This window comes from Virgibacillus natechei, from assembly GCF_026013645.1.
In the GTDB taxonomy this organism is placed as follows: domain Bacteria; phylum Bacillota; class Bacilli; order Bacillales; family Amphibacillaceae; genus Virgibacillus_L; species Virgibacillus_L natechei.
Genome location: NZ_CP110224.1, coordinates 2,951,951 through 2,974,813, shown reverse-complemented (window position 1 = coordinate 2,974,813; position 22,863 = coordinate 2,951,951). Strand labels below are relative to the sequence as shown.

Below are 22,863 nucleotides of genomic sequence, written 5' to 3'. Positions count from 1 at the left end.
GAGGATAGATGTTTTTGACCTAAAAAGAATACAGTTAAAGGTTGCTGGTACATAAAATACACAGTTTAAATTACCTCCATTGCCCAGTTCTATGACTAAAGATTTTAAAAGCATGATGGGGAAATTATCATAGCACAGCAATGGCTTTAATAGCTTGCACTTGCTTTTGCTTATTGATGACCAGTCTAACCAACCCTAAAGTAAAAATAACGTGACCTAAAAATAGGCCACGTATAGATGTCCAGGAAGGATTCACTGTAACTGTTCCCGAAGTTACTATTTCAAACTTCTTACGCACTCAGTCGCCTTCTTCCCAATAACAACATTCAGGCAAGGACTGTCACCTATTAACTGCTTTCACTTACAATATAAGCGTCTTCTATTCCAGCATTTTTAACTGTATTCAGGTGATTTTCAGCGTTTTCACGAGTTGAGAAGGCACCTGCCTGCACTCGATGCCATAGCTTACCGGAAATAGTAATGGAATCAACAAAAGCGTCGATACCCTCTGAGCTCAGGAAAGCTACGCGTTCATTTGCGTTGGCTCTTGCCTCAAAAGAACCGGCGATGATCCTAAAAATAGTGCTGGGGTCATCTTGTTTGCGCTCCAGATTAAATGCTCTTGCTAAGCCATTCACATGACCTTGAGCAACTTCCCGGCGCCATGATGGGCTTTTTAACAATGCTGCATCATGCTCGTTATCAATAAAGCCATTCTCTGTTAAAAGTGCTGACATCGCTGTTTCCCGTAATACATGGAAATTTGCTTTTTTCTGGCCACGGTTCCTTAATTCATTTACGTTGGTAATTTCATCATGCATTATATCCTGATAAGCTGCGGTCTGAGAAGAATCAGATAGGCTGCTGTGAATATAATCTTCATATCCTTGGGCAGAGCCATTAAAGGCATTACAATGAATGGACAAATAATAATCTGCACCCCATGAGTTAGCCTCATTCGTTCGCTCCTGCAGGCCTTTCGTTCTATCATTTGAACGACTCATCATCACGTCAACATTTTTATAATCACTAGATAGAATATCCCGTAAGTGACGCGCAATATCTAAAACGATATCCTTTTCATTGATTCCATTGCCTTGTGCTCCTGGGTCTGAACCACCGTGTCCAGGATCTAGATAAAGTTTCATTCATGTTTCCTCCATATCTATTAAATCTCTAATACGTTAATATGATATGAAACAAACCGAAATTGATTTGGACAAACATCTCCAATTCTCAACAAATCCATGTTTGTCATATCTGGAGGTGCCTGTCACTTCCCGGTATTTGGTGATTTTTGTCGAATGAGGGTTTGGTAGGAGATAATGTGAAGGGAAATAACGCAGGTCTTGATTATTTTGTTACTATTGAAGCTAGTACTTCTATATCAAAAGCATTTTATAAAACAATCAATACGCCCCTTCAAGAAGGATATGGCCAATAAAATTTTGATATCCTTAAGGGATTTTAAATAAATCAACGACGAATTATAATAGTCTTATGGAGGAAGTCTTTAGATAAACATATTTTTAATATGGGTTCAGCCTTAAAATAAATCTAGTCAGGGGAATAGGTATGCAGTAATTAAAACAAATTTCTAACCGGATATATTATTTACCACCATACCAGGAAACGGATCGTCCTATTCTGGGGGCGGTTGTAGGTGACGAAAAAACAGTACTCATTGATGCTGGAAATTCTTCCAGTCATGCAAAATTGTTTCTTGATCAACTGGAGGAGCGGTCTGTTAAGGGGAACTGGCTCGTGTTGACGCATTGGCACTGGGATCATGTATTTGGCATGAGTGAAATGAAAATTCCAATTATTTCCAACAAGATGACGTATAACGGAATTAAACAATTACAGGAATTGTCATGGGAAGATGGCCCGCTAGATCAACGTGTGAAAGCAGGCTTAGAAATTCCGTTTTGTGCAGATGCCATCAAGAAGGAGTTGGGAAATGATCGGGATATTACCTTGCTAGATCCGGATATCCAATTTGAAACGCGAATGAAGTTGAATTTAGGCGGACTTACCTGTGTCATCGAACATGTAGGTGGCGATCACTCAAATGATTCTAGTATCATCTATATTCCAGAGGAGAAAGTACTTTTTCTGGGAGATTGTCTGTATGCAAATCTTTACGCTGACAAATGGAATTATACGATTGACATAACGCTCAAACTTATTGAGCGAATGGAAGAATACGATGCGGAAATTGTTTTCCTGTCTCATCACAACGAACCGTTAAACAAGTCGGAATTCCAAGCTTTTCTCCAATTGTTAAAAAAGATAGGTTACTTTACAGAAAAATATAACGGGGACTACAAGTCGATAGCTGCAGAACTGTCCAAGTATTTGAGAAGGGAATTAAACGAAATGGAAGTCGAAACAATAGCGTTTTTTGTGAATGGTTATTCAGGGTAAACTATCTGGGGAGAGATCAATGCATTTTAGATGAAGAAGAACAAATATCAAAAAGCTAGAATGGAAAATTAAACTGCAAACCCAAGTACATGCACTTACCGAGACTGGTAGGTGTTTTTTGTTCCAATAAACAGAACTGTAATTCCCTTTTAAAAACGATTCTCCCAAGTGCATCCAGGAACTGCTAGTAGCAACGCATTACATTGTCGAACGAGGAGATAACAAACGTATAAATCCCCCTTTTTCAAGTGAAACGAATAATACAATAATTAAAATTACATTTAATTTAATAGAATGAAAATGTTCTTTCAATTAAAGAGCTTAGTTGCTATAATATGTTGTATTAATTAGAGAGGGAAATGGTGGGGATCATATGTCACAAATGCTAGCATTAGTTATTATTGTTTTTATTCTATTTATAGGAGATTTTATCGCTGTAAGGACGAAAGCTTGGGTGCCATCCATCTTTATTGCGGCGATTCTATTTCTATTGGGTTACTGGACGTTCTTCCCCACAGAAATCGTTGCTACTGCAGGGGTACCGCCCGTTGTAGCGACAATGATGATGTATTTATTAATCACGAATATGGGAACATTGCTGTCTTTAGATGAATTGAAACAGCAATGGAAAACGGTCGTTATTGCACTTTCTGGAATATTAGGTGCTATCGTTATTCTATTAAGTATTGGAACACTATTGTTTGGAATTGAAACGGTAATTGTAGCAATTCCGCCATTGGTTGGTGGGTTGGTTTCTGCATTAATTATGTCAGAAGGTGCAGCAGATGCAGGGCTTGTGAGCTTGTCCGTGTTTGCTATTGTTGTGTACGTGATGCAAGGTTTTGCAGGCTATCCGTTAACATCATTAATGTTAAAGAAAGAAGGGAAGCGACTTCTTGGGTTATATCGTAATGGGAATTTAGCTAAGAAGGAAATGGCAGCAACTGCAGAAACGGTAGAGCCAGAAGAAACAGAGCTAAAGCTTTTCAAAAATTTACCGGGAAAATACAATACTAGTTACTTTAAATTCTTTCGGTTGGCAGTTGTTAGTTATTTAGCCTATCTTGTATCAACTCTATTGGAACCTGTTGTATCCATCAGTCCACTTGTACTCTGTTTGATATTTGGGGTTGTTGCAGCACATGTTGGTTTTCTAGAAAAGCAAGTATTACAAAAAGCAAATGGTTTCGGTTTAGCTATGCTTGTACTGATGTTGTATATTCTTGATGGGCTAAAAAATGCAACACCAAGTATGATGATGGATATCATCTTTATTCTCATCGGAAGCATTGTACTTGGTGTAGCTGGTATGTATGTTTTTTCATTTATTGCCGGAAAAATACTAAAAGTAAGTAAGGAAATGGCATTTGCAGTATCGTTAACAGCCTTGTACGGATTCCCAGCTGACTATATTATTACCAATGAAGTCATTCATTCATTATCTGATGATGAGGAAGAAAGGGAAATCCTGACCAGCCATATGTTGCCACCAATGTTGGTCGGTGGATTCGTCACTGTAACAATTGTTTCGGTTGTCCTAGCAGGGGTGCTTGTTGAGTTCTTGTAAGGTGGTCTTTAGAGAAAAAACAAAATTTAAATGGAGGTTAGAATAGAATGTCAATGAGCAAAAAGCGTATCGAAAACCATATTCAAGATCTTCGTGCATTTACAGCGACACCTGGAAACGGCGTGACAAGGCTTACGTATAGCAAAGAAGATTTACAAGCTCGCGAGTATATAAAAGAACAAATGGAAGAATATGGTCTATTTGTTCGAGAAGATGGGATAGGAAATATCTTTGGAAAATTAGAAGGAACCTTAAAAGATGGGCCAAGTGTTATTGTTGGATCCCACTTTGATAGTGTGCCAAATGGTGGGGCTTATGATGGGACGGCCGGTGTTGTTGTAGGTCTGGAAGTAGCGGCATTATTTAAGGAAAATAACATAACACCGAAATATCCACTGGAAATCATTGCGATGATTGAAGAAGAAAGTTCTCGTTTCAGTGGCCTTATGGGGTCTAGAGGAATTGTCGGTTCGATTGATGAAGCGGATTTTAAAAATCAAAAGGATCGTGATGGCATTTCTGTAACCGAAGCAATGTCGAATGCTGGATTGGATGCTTCCAAACCTGTCTACCGTGATCCTTCGACAATGAAGGCATTTTTGGAAATGCACATTGAACAAGGGCCTCTTTTAGAAGAAAGTAACGTACCAATTGGGGTTGTACAATCGATTGTGGGATTGACCCAATTGGAAGTCACAATAAAAGGGATCGCTGGTCATGCAGGAACAACGCCAATGGATCGCCGCTCAGATGCATTGATTACGGCTACCACTATCATTTCGAAGCTTCCGCAATTTGCAATCGATGAAGGCGATGGTACGGTTACAACGGTCGGTCGCGTTCAAGTTTCGCCAAATGGTGCGAATGTTATACCAGATAACGTTTACTTCACAGTAGATATTCGTTCGGGTAAGGCGGAAAAGGTCTTGAACGTGGTTAATAAGGTGAAAGAATTAGTCGCTTCCTATAATGGAAATGGTATTCAAACGTCCGTAGAACAATCATTATATATCGAGCCAAAAGCCTTAAATCCAGCTATTCGTTCCTTGCTTGCAGAAGTAAGTGATGATTTGGATGTTCCTCATTCTACGATGAAAAGTGGGGCTGGCCACGATGCAATGGTCCTGTCCGATGTTACGGATGTGGGACTAATTTTGGTGCCAAGTAAAGATGGGATCAGCCATTCCCCAGACGAATTCACAAGTACAGAAGATTTAGCCCGTGGTGCTACGGTATTATATGAAGCAGCGAAGAAATTGACAGAGGAGTAAGGTTTAGACCGAGGACGCAGAGCAGGTACCTTATCCTGATTGAGCAAGGTGGTGGTGGGTCTATTGTTAATATTTCTTCTGTAAGCGGGTTCCGCCCTCAACCAAATAATACCGCATATGTTGCGCTGGACAGGCTGAGGAAATCGCTGAAGCCAGCCTTTGTTTAGCACTTAAAAGATATAAACGTACAAAAAGGAACCACTCTATGGCCTAGCCAAGCATTAGAGTGATTCCTACGTACAATATGATCTGCGCCCTTAAACTGAATACCATTCGGTTTTTTTAGGATATGATTTTCTACTTATCGTATACCCCTTTTGCTTTAACCGGCTGTACATACAAAGCTGCATTCACTCCCACTGAATGAAGTTTTAATTATGCCGTTTTCTTCATTTTCTTTGCAGCATAATTTCCAAGGGTTTGAACAATTTGAACGAGTACAATTAAAATGATAACTGTACCGAACATGACGGGTAAATCCCATTGTTGATAGCCATACCTAAGAGCTAGGTCACCGAGTCCTCCTGCTCCAATTACCCCTGCCATGGCTGTAGCACCAATTAAACCAATGAGGGCAATTGTCATACAAAGTAAAATTCCAGGTCGTGCTTCTCTTATGATTATACGAGTGACAATTTGTGTACGGGAAGCGCCCATCCCCCGATAAGCTTCAATAATACCATGATCTACTTCAAGTAGCGTTGTTTCAATAAGTCTAGCAATATATGGAGCGATGTAAACAATAAGAGGGACAATTGCTCCCTGAATTCCGATGGATGTGCCTACAATCAATTCGGTAAATGGAATAATAGCTAGCATTAGGATAATAAATGGAACCGACCGAATGATATTAATAATTGTATTTAAAATATGAAACAACCATTTGTTTGGACTAAGGTGATTAGGCCTTGTTATGACAAGTAGAACGCCTAACGGTATACCAATAATTGTTGCAATAACAAGTGGAATGATTACCATTAGGGTTGTTTCATATAAAGACAACGAAAATAACGTGATCAGTTCATCCGATCGATTCATCATTGTAATACCCCCTCACGTTTTTGATTTTGATTAATTTCCAAACTTACTTCGGCATGGTATACCGTGTCGTTTAAATAAGTTATTGCTTGCTTCATCTGGTCATAATCCCCAGAAATATGAACCATTAAAATCCCTAATGGAATCCCTTTTAAATAATTAATTGAACCATGTACAATATTTGTGACGACTGAATACTTAGATGAAATGACATGAAGGACAGGATCTAAAGCTGAATCGCCTCGGAAAGCTAAACGTAAAATATAGGAATGACCAAATCCCTGTAAATTCTCCATCATTTCTTCAGTGATCGTATCGTCATACAGATTCCGCAAAAAGTTTTTCGTGGTTACTTGTTGAGGATGGCTAAAAATATCAAGAACAGATCCTTGCTCAATCACTTCCCCTTTATCCATAACAGCCACACGATCACACGTTTTTTTGATGACCTCCATTTCATGTGTTATAAGAACGATAGTTAAACCTAGCTTTTTATTAATACTTAATAACAATTCTAGAATCGAATCAGTCGTTTGCGGATCCAAAGCAGAAGTTGCTTCATCACATAATAGGATTTCCGGGTCCATCGCTAAAGCTCGAGCGATACCAACTCGTTGTTTTTGTCCACCAGATAATTGGGCAGGGTATTGCTTTGATTTATCATCTAATCCGACAAGAGCAAGTAACTCTTCCACTTTTTGTTGTATTTCCTTCTTCGGCACGCGATTCATACGAAGAATTTCGGCTACGTTATCAAACACATTATAAGAAGAAAGTAGGTTAAACTGTTGAAAGATGATACCAATCTTTTTCCTCGTGTTTCCCAATTCCTTTTCATTTAATCTTAAAAGATTTTTACCATTAATATTTACCTCGCCACTAGTTGGCTTTTCAAGAAGGTTGACCATCCGGAGCAACGTGCTTTTTCCTGCTCCACTAAAGCCAATCACTCCAAAAATTTCCCCTTTTCCTACATGAATATTTATATTTTTTACTGCTTCAATTTCTGTTTTTCCAACTCCAAAGCTCTTGTTTATATTTTTTAACTCAATCATTTACATCCCCTCCTCATCAAGTTGAAATGGATCATCAGTTAGGGTAATGGCATCCTTGTACCTTTCTTCAATAAATTGTTTTACTGCATCGGAATGGTATAATTCTGTTATTCTTTTATAATCTGGATTGTCCTTATCTTTTTCTTTTGCAGCTACGACCATTGGAAACTCATTCCCACTCTCTAAATAGATAGCTTCTTCCGTTGGATCCAGGCCTTGATCAATGACATATGAATTACTTACTAGACCTGCATCAATGCTACTAAGGGTACGTACCATTAAGGGACCCTCTATTTCCTTAAATGTGAGGTTCTTGGGATTTGCTTCAATATCCTGTAATGTTAATAAACCATCAGTACGCTTTACCTTAATTAATCCAGCTTCTTCATAGAGCAGCAAAGATCGCCATTGATTTATAGGGTCATTTACTATCCCTAATGTAGCATCATCTGGAATTTCATCGACATGTTTATGCTTTTCAGAGTGAATACCAAACGAACTATAATAAGTTGAGCCTAATGCTACGAAAGGTGCTGTATGGTCTTTTACATATTGTCCTAAAAATTGCTTTGTTTGGAACATATTCAAATCTATTTCTTCATTATCAAGAGAGCGATTTGGTGTAATCCAATCGTTAAAGGTTATAACTTCCAGATTAATCCCTTCTTTTTTAGCTTCATCTTTCACAATATTGGTAACCGCCTCTGGAACGCCTCCAGTAACGCCAATTTTTATTGTTTGTTCTTCCTTGTTTCCGGATGCTTCTGAACTCGCGCAGCCAGTAATGAATGAAAGGATAAGTAATATAACTATCATTAATAACTTTTTGTTCATTTTTACACTCCTTTACGTTTCCCTTTTGATATTTTTTAGTGAGTGGAATTGGTTATCTCACATTCTCTTATAGTTGCATTTAAACATTTGTCTTAATGCAACGTTTGGATAATCTAAGTCGAGGTGGCCCCTGAGTGTATTTCCTTCATAGTCTGTTCGGAAAAGACCACGGTTTTGCAATTTAGGGGCGACATGGTGAAAATGATCCTAAGTGCATTTGCCTCTTCCTCATTAAACGATACCAAGATAGATAGTTAGAATTTGTATAGATTTACTACTTTTCATGGGTACAATCCTTTCTTATTCCAAGCCCTGTTCAAACTACTTTCAACCCAGACATAGTTATAAGTGATTTTTTAAAAGTATTAAATAGATCTGATTACTTGGTTTTAGGTTTATGTATGTCTAGGTGTATGTGATAACTCATTCAAATCTGAACCTAAAAAACCCCCTTTTCCATAAGAGAAAAGAGGGGTGAATACACGGCTCCACTCTTATCTCCCAAAAATAATTTTGCTGGAATTAGCACCTTTTCGACTTTCGTCAATGGTTGCTGAAGTGTCATTGGGCCAGAACCCTCGACTTCTCTGGATAAGAATTATTAAGTTGTTACTCATGTTAATACTAATAATTGGTATTGTCAACACACTTTTCAGAATATAGGTAAAAATAAATTTAGAATGAGCAGGATTACATCGTTCCACTGCTATTCGGGAAGTCATTCCTCCTAAAGTCGCGTCTGGACAAGGATCTACGGGGGGAATAATACGTATTTATTAAGTTCTTTGTTTAACTGGGACTTTATTGTGTGCCTGTCATGGGTGCATCTTAAAGTCTGTACCCATAACAGGCACACAATAAAAAGGGAACAAACGATAAAATCATTTGTTCCCTTAATCATTTAATTTTCTATTGAACGGGATAATTTGTTATCCAATGCTAGAGAAAACCGATCACTCAATAGGAAATAAATCGATATGGATAGTAGAATAAGGTCAAGTTCAAATCCTGGTAATTCTTCGTTTCCTAACAGTCCACCAGGTAAATTTGCAAATAAAATCGCTCCCAGCATAATAACTGTAAATAATCCGGCAACGATTCGTGTACCAATTCCAAGAATCATGGCGATCCCGCCGAGTAGTTCGATAACCGCAACCACATAAGCAAGGAATCCAGGAACGCCAAGACTATCAAAGAATCCTGCCGTATTAGCTATCCCCCCTTGAAATTTATCCAGGCCGTGCGCGAAGAAAATAAAACCAAAAACGACCCGTAAAATAGCTTGACCAATTTCACTTTTTGTCATGTTTTTATTGCCCCTTTCCTTATAATTACTTTACGATACTTAGTGTAAATTAATTAGTGATTAGGGTCAAGAAATCAGATAAGAATAGATGGGTTAATTGTTAAATATTGCATCATGAGGAGATTGCGGGTAAATATTGAAGAAGCTCATAATTGGAGCCATAGTGCGAGGGTTCTCGTGCTTCCTTTTGCAAAGCAGTCCTGTGGTTAGAAATTTCTACAGGACTTCTTGTTGTTTATAAAACCTACTCCGATCATCATTTACATCAATTATCCCGACTAAACAAATCAACTTACTAGAAAAAAGGTGTTGACAATGAAAATCGTTGAACCTATAATGAAACACAATTAAATATTTTAAATATTCTTATTCAGAGAAGTCGAGGGAATTGGCCCGTTGACGCTTCAGCAACCTCTGACTTTGTCAGAAAGGTGCTACATCCAGCAAGAAAATTTATTTTCTTGAGAAATAAGAGCGGAGTAGAACATGCAACCCTCTTTTCTCAAGCTATTAGAAAAGGGGGTTTTCTTATTGGAGCTACTATTTCATTGATGACTATAAGCTAAAGCGCCAAACAAGCAAAGAACCATTGAAGCGGTCGCTAAATGAGCTGGCGTCGGTGGTGTTGTCGTGTTGCAGTTGGGTAACCGGAAAAAGTAGCTGATACGAGGGGCAATGGATCAATAAAGCTAGTGTAGATGGTTTTAACATCATGTACGCTGCGAAAGGCCAGATACTTTTTTCAATAAGATATAAAGGAGGATTACAAATGAGTAATTCATCGGTAGTGACAGGAGAAAAGGAAGAAAATGTAACTGTTCCGGATATTCATTCGAAAGCCTTTGATCAACTAATAAGTGATATTGCGGCTGATTTTAAAAAGAGGAGCAACGAGGAAGGGAGACAACATCCTTTTAAAGGCGTCCAATTAATAAAAGAATTTCGCCTCGGTGCCATTCGATTGCCGAAAAACGCTGGAGGGGCTGGGTCATCCTTTGTAGATTTATTTACGGCAGTGATTAGAATTGCGGAAGCTGACCCAGATGTCGCGCATATTATCCGTGCGCATTTCATGACGGTAGAAAGTTTATTACAATCGCCGGAGACACCGCTTCGAAAGAAAATAGTAGAAGCGGTAGGTAATGGTGCAATTATAGGCAACGCATATACGGAAAACTCGAAACATCAAGCTGGAGGTTACGAATATGATACGAAGCTTACCAAAGAAGGAGATCACTACTTATTAAATGGGGAAAAAATCTTCACAACCGGTACCTATTATTCAGATTATACAGAAGTTAAAGCCATGCTTCATGGTTCACCAACTTTATTAATTGTACCAGTTTCTAGAGAAGGGGTAACCGTACTGGATGATTGGGATGGAATTGGTCAAAAAATGACAGGCAGCGGAACAACCATTTTCGAAAATGTCGTGGTTGAGGCAAATGAAACCTTTACGGATCGCCAGAAAAAAGGGCAATATGCTCCTGTGCCGCATCTTTACCTGCAAGCGATTATTGCGGGTATAGTAAGAAACATTGTCACCGATGCAACGGATTTAATCCATAAAAGAAAACGTTCTTTTTTTCACGGCAATACCAATGATTTGAAGCAGGATGTTCAGCTACAGCAAGTCGTTGGTCAATTATCAAGCTTTGCTTTTGCGGCGGAAGCAATGGTACTAGCGGCAGCAAAAAGTGTAGATGATGCAAGTGAATATCCGGATAGTGCTGCAGAACATAACGCAGCCTTAAGGGGATCTCAAGTAAAAGTAGCGATTGAGGAATTGGCATTTAAAGCGGCAACTTTACTATTTGAAGTTGGTGGTGCTTCTGCCACGATACAATCTGCTAACTTAGATCGTCATTGGCGTAATATTCGTACACTAGCTTCTCATAATCCAACGCTATATAAAGCAAGGGCCATAGGGGATTATTATATCAACAATGAGTTATTACCTGATTCAGCCTATTTTTAATTCTTTTTCTAGAAGGAATACAAGGGATATGCGAAGAAAAATTATTTGAAAAGGGAGCGTAATCAATATGGGAAATACATTGTCATTAACAGCATTTGTTATGAATACAGCTTCACATATTACTCATGGTACATGGAAACAACCTGAGGGACAGCAAAGGGATTTTGGCCAATTGGAGTTATGGGTTTCCCTTGCAAAAAAGTTAGAAGAAGGGGGGTTTGATGCTCTCTTTTTGGCAGATGTGATTGGCTTGTATGGTGACTATGAGGGTGGATGGGATTTCCACGTTCGAAACGGGTTACAAATTCCAAGTAATGATCCGGTAGTATTAGCATCCGCATTAGCAGCGAATACCAATCGGCTTGGCCTTGCTGTCACAGCAAATAATTACCAACAGCCACCTTTCAGCTTTGCCAGACAACTATCAACGTTAGATCAGATTTCCAAAGGGCGGATTGCCTGGAATATTGTTACGGGCTCTTCAGATAATGGATTTAAAAATCTAGGTCACGATGGACTCGTTTCTCACGATGAACGGTATGATACCGTGGATGAATATGTAGATGTGTTATATAAATTATGGGAAGGTTCATGGGACGATGAAGCACTAAAAAAAGACCGGGAAACTGGAATTTACTCCGATCCAGAACATGTGCATAAAATTCATCATGAAGGCAAGCATTATCGCGTAGAAGGACCTCATCTCGTATCTCCTTCTCCGCAACGTACACCACTGCTTTTTCAAGCAGGTGCTTCTACAAGAGGAAAAGAATTTGCAGCAAAACATGCCGAAGCAGTTTTTATTGCAACACCAAATCCTGAAGTTGCGAAAGCATTAATTAATGAAATGACGGATATCGTAGCAAGAAACGGTCGCGCCAAAGAAGATATTCAATTTTTCCAAGGGCTTTCCTTTGTCATCGGGGATACGGAGGAAGAAGCATGGGAGAAGAGTAGGCAATTGGAGGAAGTGACGGATTTAAAGATGATGATTGCGCATATGGGAGGCGGTATGGGAATCGACTTTGGTGAGTGGGATCTAGATACACCGCTTGAAGATATAGAGACAGAAGGGGTTCGAAGTATGTTCAAGTGGGTAGCACAGGGAATTCCGGATAGAACGCCGACGCTGGCAGATTTAGCAGCGCATCACACGAAAAATACTCGTATCGTTGGAACACCGGAGCAAATTGCCGACGAGTTAGCCAAATGGTTAGATGCTGGGGTTTCAGGTATTAATGTAATGAATGCTTTTATTCCGAGTTCGTATACGGAATTTATTGATAAAGTGATACCTGTCTTGAGGGAGCGCGGTTTAGTAAAAGCGCATGATAATACAGCTCGGACGCTTCGTTCCAGATTATTTGGAAGGGATAAAGTCAATGAACGTCATCCAGCAGCCCAGTATCGTCACTATTTTACGAAAGAAAACCAGTTTGTTTAATAGCTAATTAGAGGAAGGCAGTGGGTACTGCCTTCTTCTATTTGCGATGAGCAGTTGTATTGTTCCGCGCCTTTAGCGTAGAACGTTCCTCTATTATGTGAATTTGTACAGGTTACGAAGTAAAACGATATGTAGAAACACAGAACGAGAAGCGCCTCGAAGGTAAAGGGAGATGCTCATACAACTCAAGAATCCTAATCTATGGCATTTTTCGTGAGGCAGTGTTTGAAGGAGTTGCGGATAAATAGGCTATAAAGGTACCTTGAGCACGTCATCTTGTTCATTGCTCAAAACCTTCCTTTTCAAAATAGTCTTTCATTACTATCTATATTATGGTACTATTTACTTATAAAATTGGAAGTAAAATGGGTTTTAAATATAGTGGAGTGGAGGTGACTTATTGAACGTTTATACGGAAATAACGGCAGATGAATTCAATGATAAAATAAAAGAATGACAATAGCTAGGTATACATATTATTGTGCAGCTTATTTTCGATATAATCACTATATCCGAATCTTTATGGTTGTTTTATACATTTGATATAGGCATACTTGCTCAGGGGAGGGGGGGACTGTAGAATTTATATCGGGTCTACCTATATCGGAAAAGTATTCATAGTAGATCTACATTAAGTTTTATCAAAGAAATTAACTAACTGAATCTAATTAGGAGGTAATAGTATTGGACAATTTGGTTTTAAAGAGAGATTTGAATGCAGAACAACTATCCATGGTTGATGCAGAAGTTGAAAGAAGAGGAAAGAATAAAGCAATTATGTATGTATTATGGTTTTTTACAGGTGGAATCGGTGGACACAGATATTACTTAGGCGATATTGGCTATGCAATTGGAATGACTTTAACATTAGGTGGTTTTGGATTATGGACACTTATTGATCTATTTATTATAGGCAAGAGATTAGAAACGAAAACAGCACTGCTGGAAAGAGAAGTAATTGAAAAAGTGAAAATCATGTACAAGGATAAAACTGTTAACTAAATATAAATATTGTGATGTAAAGGGTCTACATGTACATCAGGTGTACACCCTTTATGTAAGTGTGCATTTTTTAATATAGAGACGTTATGAATTTGTCTTACAATGAAATCTAAAGCAAAAAAAGTGGTTCCATATTTGGTTGGAGCCATTTTTGTATGAATTTAAGAAGGCGCAAAATCAAAAGGGAACGGACCAAAAAGTATTGGGTCCGTTCCTTTCACCTGCTCCAAACAACCCATTCTGTTCCTCTCATCCCGTGCTCGCAGTCATTCGTACCGCGCTCCCGCCTGCTCATCCCGCGTTCGCAGTCATTCGTACTGCGCTCCCGCTGTTTATCCCGCGCACGCAGTCATTCGTACCGCGCTCCCGCCTGTTCATCCCGCGCTCGCAGTCATTTGCCCCGTGCACCCGCCTGTTCATCCCGCGTACGCAGCCATTCGTCCTGCGCTCCCGCATGTTGATCCCGCGGTCACGGGCATTCGTTCCGCGCTCTTCCATGTTTATCCCGCGCTCGCGGGCATTTTCACTATTTTAAGACGATGAACGACAGAGGTTCATCATCCAATCCAGCGTGAGTAGATACCTTTTACCTTCTTTCCATGAATAATAACTCTTACAAAAGGGTAAGAAGATTGTTATGATAGCTGATAGGTGTAAAATGATGTGTAACCTTCTCGAGGGTGGATGGTTTTCTTGCTTCCTTTTTCTATAGGCTTTCGTGTGATGCTCACGGATATGCAGACGATGTTCTTCGCCTTACAGGTAATATTTCTCGGGGGTTATGTCATCCTTTTAGGAGGGAAGGAAAATCTAATGGCTTATAATGAATCATCAAATAAAACAATCATTGTCATTGTGTTAGCTACTACTTTTTTGTTTACGTTTAGTCAGTTTTTGTTAATTACAGCTTATCCTACCCTTATGCAGGAGTTTTCGATTAATGCGACGCAGGTACAGTGGTTAACAACCGCATTTTTATTAACGACTGTTGTGTTCATTCCGATGACAGGGTATTTATCGGATACATATTCCGCTCGGTTTCTGGTGATTTTTTCACTGGTTTTTTTTGTTATTGGAACGGTTATCGCTCTTCTTGCGCCTAATTTTATTGTATTAATTATATCAAGAGTCATTCAGGCAGTAGGTGCAGGGATAATGGTCCCGCTGGTTCAAACGATTTTACTGGGCGTCTTTCCATTTGAAAAAAGAGGGTTTGCATTGGGGTTATTAGGTTTAGTTGTGAATGTTGCCCCGGCCTCAGCCCCTTCTCTATCCGGAATTATTATTGATATCTATAACTGGAGGGCGCTTTTTTGGATCATGCTTTTCTTATCGCTCGCCATACTTGTCCTTGCTCATGGTTTCATGAGAAATGTCACGGAGCAGCGTGAATCTAAGTTGGATCTGTTTTCTATCATTCTCGCAGGTATTGGTTTTTCTAGTTTAATATTTGGAATGAGCAATATCAGCGTTTTAGGGTTTTCACATTGGAGTGTCATCACAACGATTGTATTAGGTATTGTCATGCTCGCCTTTTTTGTGAGAAGGCAACTGACAATAGATCCACCTCTACTTAATTTGTTTGTTTTTAGGAAAAAGATGTTTGCTATATCAACGATCCTTGTTTTTGTTGTTGCTATGTTGTTATTGTCGATGGAAACCATACTTCCCATGTTTTCTCAGGAGGTATTAGGGACAAGTGCATTTCTATCGGGCTTTGTATTAGTACCTGGGACGATCATACTTTCTGTTATGTCGTTAGTTGCTGGTAATTTATTTGATAAATACGGGGGACGGCGCATTATTATATTCGGATTCTTGTTGATATTGTTATCCAGTATGTTGTTCAGTATTTTGGGAGCGGATGGCTCACCCTATCTCATCATGTTTTATTTTTGCATATTTATGATGGGGATTGGATTAACCATGATGCCGCTTGTTACATTAGGATTTAATAGTTTACAAACATCCGAAATCTCTCATGCCTCGGCAATCGGAAATACGGTTCGACAGTTCGGCTTGGCTTTTGGCGTTATTCTGCTGACGACTATTATCAGCATTACGACTAATCAGATGGACCAACCCTATGAGGTAGCTACATTTTGGGGAATGAAATATGCATTTATTGTCATGAGCGTGATTTCCCTAATTGGCGGATTACTGTCACTTATGCTTAAGGATGAGCAAGAATAGAGAGGGGGGTGCCTGTCACTTCCCGGTTTTTGTCGAATACTGCCAATTGGGACGAGGGGACAGGTTCCTTGTCCCCAGAGGTTTCGTTTGTGAAATGACTTAGTCCTAATTTCTCGCTAAAGAGAAATTAGGACTTTTGTGTACGGAAGCACGGGGATGCTTCCCAAGGGCTAAGCGGGCAAGCAAAAGACGCGTCCTCATGTTCTTAAAATTAGATAAGTTTATCAAAATGTACCCGCTTGTTTAATGCATACATAATGGGTATTCCAAGAGCCATGACAACCAGTTCTCCGGCAGCTGTTGTCAACCACGTGAATAGAAATGGCAATGCCAATGCTAGATTGAGTTCAATTGCAATGATAAACATATTGAATGAAAACACCAGTGTATTGGCAATCAGTAAGATCCAAATATTTTTAATAAAACGTGCCAGTAATATGATAATGGATAATGAAATAGTCGAGTGCGCAACCCCAAATATAAGATCATAAATACCTAATGGTGAAAGTAGTAAATTGGTTAAAAATACACCTAAAACAATCCCGAAAAAGTATTTCTTATTAAAAACAATGAGGTGGTTAAACATCTCGGAAATACGAAACTGAACATTCGTAAATCCAAAAGGTTGAATAACTACCGAAACAGCGATATATAATGCCGCTAACAAACCGTTTATCACTAAAGTGTGTGCTTTCATTTTTAAACCTCTCCTTAGTTTTTTTTCGTGGGATGCTCTCGAACCACGTGAAGCATAGAAACTGGTATAAAATAGATTTGCGAAAAACGGAAGCATGGAAATGCTTCCTGCATGAAACACCGTCCAATTTCCTCTATACTGTAGATATAGATTATTAGTTTGGAGGAGATGGCGTTGGTAACGATAAAAGATATAGCTCAAATGGCGAATGTATCCCGTTCAACGGTTTCCAGGGTGTTAAATAATTCTGGTTATGTCAGTGAAGATGCAAGGGAACGGGTGGAGAAGGTCATTGAGGAAACAGGGTATGTTCCCAGTGAATATGCGAAATCTCTCCGAACGAAGAAGACAAAGGTCATCGGGGTGATTTTGCCGACGATTCAAACAGAGACTCCAAGCAGGATTGTAACCGGATTGGGGAAGGAATTGGAAAAGCATGGTTACCAGATTTTGCTTACCAATACGAACTTGGATAAGGATAAGGAATTGGAGTATTTGGATTTGCTGAAAATGCGGCAGGTGGACGGAATTATTCTGATTGCGACAAATACGGAACCGAAATTAATTAAAAAAATAAAGCAAGTAGATATCCCGGTTGTGATCGTTGGTCAGGAGTCGGAAGAAGCGATGTGTGTCAGCTATGACGATTATCATGCGGCCAGAGAATTAACTTCCTTTCTCATAAGCAAAGGGCATGTAAAAATTGCTTTTATTGGTGTGAATGAAACCGATCATGCAGTAGGTTACCTGCGTAAGAAGGGATTTTTTGATGAGATGGAGTCACGTCTTCTACCGGTTGAAAAAGATTGGATCCAGCAGGGGATTTTCGATATTGATTCGGGACATGCGTCGATGGAGCGGATTATCACGGATTCCCAGCACCAACCTACAGCGACCATTGCCGTAACGGACAGGTTGGCAATTGGGGCGATGAGTTATTTGAAAAAGCAAGGTATCCAAATTCCAGAGGCTATGGCGATCGCCGGAATAGGTGCATCCGAAATGTCGCAATATATTGATCCACCGCTAACAACTATTGATTACCAAAATGAAAAGGCTGGTACAGAGGCTGCGAAACAAATTTTAGCACGTATTTATTCACAAAAAATACAGGAAAAAATAATTCTGGATTATAGACTCATCATCCGAAATAGTGTATGATGAATGTGGAATCGATACCACATCGCATCTTTTTCATCCAATATGTATCGGTTTATAAACATTTTATCTAATATGGGATCGATTCCATTTCTGAATTAGAAATTATTTTTTAAACAATATGGGATCGATACCACAATCATACAGAAAAGGCAGGGAGTGAAGTAACATGTCCGAAAACAAGAAGGTTGCAAAGGATCTGATTGAAGCTATTGGTGGTAAGGACAATATCTCTTCTGTGACACATTGTGCCACGCGTTTGAGATTTATTGTAAATGATGAAGAAAAAATTAATAAAGATAAGGTAGAAGACCTCGATAAAGTAAAAGGTGCTTTTTTTAATTCTGGTCAATATCAGGTTATTTTTGGGACCGGGACAGTTAATCGGGTATATGAAGAAGTTGAGAAACTCGAAGTAAACAGTGTTTCAAAGGAAGAGCAGAAAGAAGATACCACGAAAAAGGGGAACAGGTTGCAACGTTCGATTCGCACATTAGGTGATGTCTTTGTTCCAATCATTCCTGTACTTGTTGCGACAGGGTTGTTCATGGGTCTACGTGGTCTGGTGATGCAGGAACAGGTACTCGCTTTGTTTGGTCTGACGCCAGCTGATATTTCCGATAACTTCCTGTTATTCACGGAAATATTAACAGATACAGCGTTTGTGTTCCTACCAGCATTGGTTGCATGGTCAACATTTCGTGTGTTTGGTGGAACACCGATTATTGGTGTTGTACTCGGATTGATGCTTGTTAGTCCAGTCTTGCCAAATGCATGGGGCGTGGCGGAAGGTGCCGATCCGCTGGTATTCTTCGGATTTATCCCGGTTGTCGGTTACCAAGGATCCGTATTGCCAGCATTTATTGCCGGTATTATCGGGGCTAAACTCGAAAAACAGATTCGCAAACGAGTACCGGAATCATTAGATTTAATTGTGACACCATTTCTGACATTGCTTATTATGATTACTGCAGCACTATTTGTAATTGGACCGATTTTCCATGTGGTAGAAGATTATATTTTAGTCGGAACTGTTTCTGTATTGGAGCTGCCGTTTGGCCTGGCAGGTCTGTTGATTGGCTTTTTCCATCAACTTATTGTAATCACTGGTGTTCATCATATTTTCAACTTATTGGAAATTCAATTACTTGAAAGCTTTGGGAATAACCCATTCAATGCTATTGTTACCGCATCTACCGCTGCACAGGGTGGGGCAACGCTTGCAGTTGCAATGAAAACGAAATCGAAAAAACTGAAAGCATTGTCTTTTCCGTCTGCCATATCCGCATTTCTGGGGATTACAGAACCGGCGATTTTCGGTGTGAACCTTAGATATGTCAGACCATTTTTCATGGGGCTGATTGGTGGTGCAGTAGGTGGTTTTGCGGCTTCTATTATGGGATTAAAAGGTACAGGTATGGCGATTACCGTTATTCCTGGAACACTGTTATACCTGGATGGACAAATTCTTCAATACCTGCTCGTTAACGTGATTGCGATTGGTGTTGCATTTGCGCTGACATGGCTGTTTGGTTTTTCAGATAAGCAATTGAAAGAAAAAAATAAACATGATGGGCTTACCTAAGCTTGTCTTCATATAGGAGTTCGTATATGTTGGAAAAATTTAAGAATGTTTACGACAGAATCGATGAATATAAGGAAGTAGTAGCAAGTGATCCCTATCGTCTGCGTTATCATATTATGCCACCTGTTGGACTGTTGAATGACCCCAATGGTTTTGTGTTTTACAAGGGGCAGTACCACGTTTTCTACCAGTGGAATCCCTTTGAGCCAGAACATGGGGCCAAATTCTGGGGACATTATATCTCAGATGATCTCATTTCTTGGAAGGAAGCTCCTGTCGCACTCGCTCCTGACATGTGGTATGACAAGAATGGCTGTTATTCAGGCAGTGCGGTTGTCTTTAATGATAGATTGTATGTTTTCTATACAGGGAATGTAAAAGATGAAGAGGGACATCGAAAGTCCTATCAATGTTTGGCCATATCAGATGATGGCATCCATTTTGAGAAAAAAGGACCTGTGATTCATGTCCCAGAAGGGTATACTGCACATTTCCGTGATCCGAAAGTGTTTTATGAAACGGATAAGTGGTACATGGTAATTGGAGCCCAAACAGAAAAAATCCAGGGAGCGGTAGTTGTATATACTTCTTCTGATCTGGAGACATGGCATTTCCAAGGTCCGTTAATTGAAAGCGGTGATGCTAGTCTTGAAGCGTTTGGATATATGTGGGAATGCCCGGACTTATTTACGTTAGATGGGAAGGATATTTTAGTTGTTTGCCCACAAGGTCTTTCGGCCAATGGATATGTGTTTAATAATATCTATCAATCAGGGTATTTTGCCGGTTCGGTTGATTATGAGGCCATTAGTTTCAATCATGATTCGTTTGTGGAACTGGATCGTGGGTTTGACTTCTATGCACCCCAAACGATGGAAGATGAAATAGGTCGAAGAATCTTAATTGGTTGGATGGGAAACGCTGAAGAAACTGTAATCCAGCCAACCGTAAAGCATGAGTGGATTCATGCATTAACGATTCCGAGAGAGCTGGAATGGAAGAACGATAAATTATTGCAGCGACCTGTAGGAGAACTTTACAGTCTGCGTTCGGATGAGATCCGGTTTGAAGATGTAACAATTGAAGACAACATGGAGCTACCTGAAATTTACGGGAATGTATTTGAATTGGAATTAACCGTAAACGATTTAAATGCGGATCGTTTTACTGTCGGGATCGGTGAGGCAAGCAGAATCGTCTATGATACAAAGACAAAAGTATTCACGTTTGAAAGAGCAAGTCTTGATGGAACAGAGGAAGTCGAACGTAGGCATTGTCAGCTGGAACATGTAGCAGCTATTCGTATCTTTAAAGATACTTCCTCCGTTGAAATTTTTGTTAATGGTGGTGAAGAAGTTTTTACATCAAGGGTGTTCGATCATCCGGAAGCTGAGGGAATTACATTTTCTGCTTACAATGGAACGGTTCAGTTGGATGTAGCGAAATGGAATTTAGGAAAAGGAATTGACGATTAATTTACTTAAATTGGAGTTGAGATAATGTTTGGAAAACTTTTCAAGAAAAAAGAAGAAGTAACAGATATTTCACTAGTTGCTCCAGTAAGTGGAGTGTTAGTGGCATTGGAAGATGTGCCTGATCCGGTTTTTTCACAAAAAATGATGGGTGATGGTGTGGCAGTGAAACCGTCAAACGGGGAAGTTGTTGCACCGATTGATGGCAAGATCGTGCAAGTATTTCCGACAAAGCATGCAGTTGGAATCATGGCTGATAATGGTGCGGAAATCATGATACACATTGGACTGGAGACCGTAAGCCTGGAGGGGGAAGGCTTCACCGCACATGTCGGTGAAGGTGACCGCATCAAACAGGGCGATAAGCTGATTACCTTTGATCTTCAGGTGATTGGGGAAAAAGCGAAAGACACGGTTACCCCAATAATTGTCACAAATACGGATGATATGAGTGAAATCTCCGTCGAAGACAAAAAAGAAGTTACTGCCGGACAGGATGAAATAGTTATTGTAAAGAAATAGATGGGTGTGGGAAAGCTTGTTAGGGTGACAGGCTTTCCTTTGTAATTTTAAAAAAACTTGGAGGGCGAAATAATGAGTGAAGTAAATGTATGCTGCGTTGGTGAATTATTGATCGATATGTTCTGTACGGACGTAGATGTTGCCTTAAAGGATGGAGAAAATTTTAAGAGGATGGCTGGGGGTGCGCCAGCAAATGTAGCTACAGCAATCGCCAAGCTAGGAGGGGCTTCTTCCATGGTGGGGAAGGTCGGGAATGATGCTTTTGGGACGTTTTTGATCGAAACACTCAAGCAATATGATGTAGACACATCCTTCGTATTAAGAGATGAAAGCTTGCCGACAACGATGGCTTTTGTATCCCTAGAAGCAGATGGAGAGCGGGATTTCCAATTTAATCGTGGAGCTGATAGAAATCTTCAGTTGGAAGAATTGCCTGTTGATGGACTGCTTCATTCCGAGGTGCTTCATTTTGGCTCAGCAACAGCACTTCTGGATGGTGCGTTGAAGGAAGCGTATTTTGAAATAATGCGTCAGGCAAAGGACAAGAAGAAATTTGTTTCCTTCGATCCAAATTACCGGGGACATTTGTGGAAAGGGAATGAAGATGGATTTATCGAGCGTTCAAAGCAAGCCATTTCCTATGCTGATTTTGTCAAAGTGAGCGTAGAGGAATTAGAAATCATCACTACTGAACAGGATACGTATAAGGGAATTGATGCACTTCATCAGCTAGGAGCTGGTATCGTTTCCGTCACACTGGGCAAAAAGGGATCTGTCATATCTAATGGTAAGAAGGAGAAGCTTGTCCCAAGTAAATCTGTGAAATCCATTGATTCAACAGGAGCAGGTGATGCCTTTATTGGGGCTGTGCTTTATCAATTTTCAAAAAGGTTAAAGGGAGATCATGGCGATTTACATGGCGATTTTGATTTTCTGCAGGAGGCTGTGTATTTTGCAAATGTTGTCGGAGCACAAGTCTGCACAAAGGTTGGTTCATTGACAGCTTTGCCATCTCTGGAGGAAGTTTCTTTATCGAGCAACTTTATGAAATAGCTACCCTTATTAAAGAAAGGGGATTTCATTAAAACATTTCTGCCTAAAGAATATTGATCTCTTCCATTAAACATCTGCTTTCATGTAAGAATAGTATGGATGGGGTATGTTATCCTCATAATCATTTGCTTTGTCTGTATGAACAGCTTGTATTACTTGGTTCTGTGCAACAAAAAAACATCAATAATATAGGCTCTTCACCAAAATCTATGGTTGACAAACTAGGTGTAATGATGAATTATAGTGCCGCTGCGGAAAAAC

General features: G+C 39.6%; 18 protein-coding genes and 3 riboswitches. Of the genes, 12 read left to right on the top strand and 6 right to left on the bottom strand.

Annotated features, from left to right (window positions below; genetic code table 11):
* Nucleotides 1-347: 347 nt before the first annotated feature.
* Complete coding sequence (locus OLD84_RS15190) at nt 348-1,148, bottom strand: N-acetylmuramoyl-L-alanine amidase (protein WP_209464428.1); 801 nt, start codon at nt 1,146-1,148, stop codon at nt 348-350.
* A 445-nt stretch (nt 1,149-1,593) separates the two neighbouring features.
* On the opposite strand from OLD84_RS15190, the gene OLD84_RS15185 reads away from it, so the two are divergent.
* The 3 genes from OLD84_RS15185 to OLD84_RS15175 all read left to right on the top strand — a co-directional run bounded on the left by OLD84_RS15185 (nt 1,594) and on the right by OLD84_RS15175 (nt 5,265).
* Nucleotides 1,594-2,427 carry an MBL fold metallo-hydrolase gene (locus OLD84_RS15185; RefSeq protein WP_264917500.1) on the top strand — a complete coding sequence of 278 codons (834 nt, stop codon included), beginning with the start codon at nt 1,594-1,596 and terminating at the stop codon, nt 2,425-2,427.
* Nucleotides 2,428-2,800: 373 nt separating this feature from the next.
* A complete protein-coding gene (locus OLD84_RS15180; RefSeq protein WP_209464429.1) occupies nt 2,801-3,994 on the top strand; it encodes a hypothetical protein in 1,194 nt (397 codons plus the stop codon).
* A 47-nt stretch (nt 3,995-4,041) separates the two neighbouring features.
* Nucleotides 4,042-5,265 carry a Zn-dependent hydrolase gene (locus OLD84_RS15175; protein WP_209464430.1) on the top strand — a complete coding sequence of 408 codons (1,224 nt, stop codon included), beginning with the start codon at nt 4,042-4,044 and terminating at the stop codon, nt 5,263-5,265.
* Between the two features lie 375 nt (nt 5,266-5,640).
* Here OLD84_RS15175 and OLD84_RS15170 read toward each other — a convergent pair whose 3' ends face one another.
* From OLD84_RS15170 to OLD84_RS15155, 4 genes are all read right to left on the bottom strand, one after another.
* On the bottom strand, nt 5,641-6,306 hold the full coding sequence (locus tag OLD84_RS15170; RefSeq protein WP_390337014.1) for a methionine ABC transporter permease: 666 nt from the start codon (nt 6,304-6,306) through the stop codon (nt 5,641-5,643).
* Nucleotides 6,303-7,358 carry a methionine ABC transporter ATP-binding protein gene (locus OLD84_RS15165; protein WP_209464431.1) on the bottom strand — a complete coding sequence of 352 codons (1,056 nt, stop codon included), beginning with the start codon at nt 7,356-7,358 and terminating at the stop codon, nt 6,303-6,305. The genes OLD84_RS15170 and OLD84_RS15165 overlap by 4 nt, the downstream gene beginning before the upstream one ends.
* Complete coding sequence (locus tag OLD84_RS15160; protein ID WP_209464432.1) at nt 7,359-8,192, bottom strand: MetQ/NlpA family ABC transporter substrate-binding protein; 834 nt, start codon at nt 8,190-8,192, stop codon at nt 7,359-7,361.
* A 491-nt stretch (nt 8,193-8,683) separates the two neighbouring features.
* Nucleotides 8,684-8,790: riboswitch (SAM riboswitch) on the bottom strand.
* A gap of 303 nt (nt 8,791-9,093) precedes the next feature.
* Entirely contained in the window at nt 9,094-9,498 is a 405-nt protein-coding gene (locus tag OLD84_RS15155; protein ID WP_209464433.1) for a DoxX family protein, read from the bottom strand.
* A 363-nt stretch (nt 9,499-9,861) separates the two neighbouring features.
* Nucleotides 9,862-9,973: riboswitch (SAM riboswitch) on the top strand.
* A gap of 294 nt (nt 9,974-10,267) precedes the next feature.
* Between OLD84_RS15155 and OLD84_RS15150 the strand changes: the two genes are divergently transcribed.
* From OLD84_RS15150 to OLD84_RS15135, 4 genes are all read left to right on the top strand, one after another.
* Nucleotides 10,268-11,476: an acyl-CoA dehydrogenase family protein gene (locus OLD84_RS15150; protein WP_209464434.1), complete on the top strand. Its 1,209-nt coding sequence runs from the start codon at nt 10,268-10,270 to the stop codon at nt 11,474-11,476.
* Nucleotides 11,477-11,543: 67 nt separating this feature from the next.
* Nucleotides 11,544-12,920 carry an LLM class flavin-dependent oxidoreductase gene (locus tag OLD84_RS15145; RefSeq protein ID WP_209464435.1) on the top strand — a complete coding sequence of 459 codons (1,377 nt, stop codon included), beginning with the start codon at nt 11,544-11,546 and terminating at the stop codon, nt 12,918-12,920.
* A 684-nt stretch (nt 12,921-13,604) separates the two neighbouring features.
* Nucleotides 13,605-13,922, top strand: coding sequence for a TM2 domain-containing protein (locus tag OLD84_RS15140; RefSeq protein WP_209464436.1), 318 nt, complete (start codon nt 13,605-13,607; stop codon nt 13,920-13,922).
* Nucleotides 13,923-14,735: 813 nt separating this feature from the next.
* Nucleotides 14,736-16,115, top strand: coding sequence for a DHA2 family efflux MFS transporter permease subunit (locus OLD84_RS15135; protein ID WP_406724068.1), 1,380 nt, complete (start codon nt 14,736-14,738; stop codon nt 16,113-16,115).
* Between the two features lie 211 nt (nt 16,116-16,326).
* On the opposite strand, the gene OLD84_RS15130 is transcribed toward OLD84_RS15135, so the two are convergent.
* Nucleotides 16,327-16,812, bottom strand: coding sequence for a QueT transporter family protein (locus OLD84_RS15130; protein WP_209464437.1), 486 nt, complete (start codon nt 16,810-16,812; stop codon nt 16,327-16,329).
* An 8-nt stretch (nt 16,813-16,820) separates the two neighbouring features.
* Nucleotides 16,821-16,865: riboswitch (PreQ1 riboswitch) on the bottom strand.
* A 121-nt stretch (nt 16,866-16,986) separates the two neighbouring features.
* Between OLD84_RS15130 and OLD84_RS15125 the strand changes: the two genes are divergently transcribed.
* The 5 genes from OLD84_RS15125 to OLD84_RS15105 all read left to right on the top strand — a co-directional run bounded on the left by OLD84_RS15125 (nt 16,987) and on the right by OLD84_RS15105 (nt 22,602).
* Nucleotides 16,987-17,973: a LacI family DNA-binding transcriptional regulator gene (locus OLD84_RS15125; protein WP_209464438.1), complete on the top strand. Its 987-nt coding sequence runs from the start codon at nt 16,987-16,989 to the stop codon at nt 17,971-17,973.
* Between the two features lie 166 nt (nt 17,974-18,139).
* Nucleotides 18,140-19,555, top strand: a complete 1,416-nt coding sequence (locus tag OLD84_RS15120) for a sucrose-specific PTS transporter subunit IIBC (protein ID WP_209464439.1) — start codon at nt 18,140-18,142, stop codon at nt 19,553-19,555.
* A gap of 26 nt (nt 19,556-19,581) precedes the next feature.
* Complete coding sequence (locus OLD84_RS15115) at nt 19,582-21,030, top strand: glycoside hydrolase family 32 protein (protein ID WP_209464440.1); 1,449 nt, start codon at nt 19,582-19,584, stop codon at nt 21,028-21,030.
* A 24-nt stretch (nt 21,031-21,054) separates the two neighbouring features.
* A complete protein-coding gene (locus tag OLD84_RS15110) occupies nt 21,055-21,549 on the top strand; it encodes a PTS sugar transporter subunit IIA (RefSeq protein WP_209464441.1) in 495 nt (164 codons plus the stop codon).
* 72 nt (nt 21,550-21,621) lie between these two features.
* On the top strand, nt 21,622-22,602 hold the full coding sequence (locus OLD84_RS15105) for a carbohydrate kinase family protein (RefSeq protein ID WP_209464442.1): 981 nt from the start codon (nt 21,622-21,624) through the stop codon (nt 22,600-22,602).
* The last annotated feature ends 261 nt before the right edge of the window (nt 22,603-22,863 follow it).